Below are 1317 nucleotides of genomic sequence, written 5' to 3' on the forward strand. Positions count from 1 at the left end.
TGCACGTCAGCGATACTAGAAATAGACTTCGCCTTTGGTAGCAAGAATCCCACTGACGTTAGTCAGCTTGTGGCTTTAGCCGTGGGAGTGTCAAATTGAGTATAACAAAAGAGATAACTGTAAAGATTTCGGGAGAAATAAAACTTAATAATAAAAAAAATCCTATTTATTTAGCATAGATGGTTTTATATCAAACTATTTATAGCATGAATTTAGAGGTTTCTAGTATGAACTTTGAAACACTAGAATATAAAATGACCCCCACAACTATCAGCGGGGTCATTTTATATTAAATAAAGTGTGTTGAAATCACTTCTAACTAAATCCTTCTAATCAATTCTCTATTTTGGTAATAATACCAATATCTGTCCCAAATACTACATTCATATTTTTCAACTCTAAGGTCACCGAGAATACTACACATTGTCTTCGAAATTCTTCACATATTCTAATAATGTTTGATATTGTAGATCAAGGGCATACTCATCTGTTCCAATTGGAGCTTTAAAAAAAAGGGAAAGATGTTTCATTATTCCTACCTCTCCTTCTCTAAGTGCATGATCCATAAAACGGGAAAGATCAATTATTAGAGGCGCAGCTAAAATTGAATCAGTGCCTAGCCAGTTAATTTTCATTGTCATTCTTTCCCCTAACCAACCTTCAAAGTCAATCGTATCCCATGCCTCTTTTCTATCTCCTCGAATAGGAAAGTAATCAATTCTTACTTTATAATCAAAATGACTGTACCCTAATATTCGTTCTAACCCAATGGACTTCGAATCAATCTTTGTTGAAGAATGCGTTGGGTGTTCCAAAACTGCACCATCCTGATTTCCTAAGATATTCGTACTATACCACCCGATAATATTCAACCCACGTTGTTTGAACATTTTTCCTAAAACATGTTTATATAAAGTCTGACCTGTTCTTCCATCTTTTCCTGCCGTCGGAACAACCTGTAATTCTGCTAACTCCTGCAGTGCTGGTATCTCAGTCGTCACACTTGGTGTAAAGTTTACATAGGCACATTTTGATTTCAATGCCGCATAAGCATAAAGCATACCCGGCCGAATATCCGGTGAATTTTCCCTTAACCCAGTCTCGAACGCCTTTAATGATTGATATAACGACTGATTTTTTATCTTTTCTTCTGTTGAAGCAGTATTTATCACAACAATTCGCTCAAGACTATATTTTTTTCTAAATTCTTCAATGTCGGCCTGAGGATGTAGTCATAAAGCTGGTGTGAAAATTCAATTAGAGTATGACTTGTTGAGTGGAGAATTCTCTGATGTGAAAATTGAACCTGGAAAACGA

At 35.6% G+C, this 1317-nt stretch carries 1 protein-coding gene; it reads right to left on the reverse strand.

Annotated elements, in window-relative coordinates:
* Positions 1–416 precede the first annotated feature (416 nt).
* Positions 417–1214, reverse strand: a complete 798-nt coding sequence (locus ACQKNR_RS29230; RefSeq protein WP_427322758.1) for an inositol-3-phosphate synthase — start codon at positions 1212–1214, stop codon at positions 417–419.
* Positions 1215–1317 lie beyond the last annotated feature (103 nt).

The organism is Bacillus sp. NPDC094077 (assembly GCF_050279465.1).
In the GTDB taxonomy this organism is placed as follows: domain Bacteria; phylum Bacillota; class Bacilli; order Bacillales; family Bacillaceae_G; genus Bacillus_A.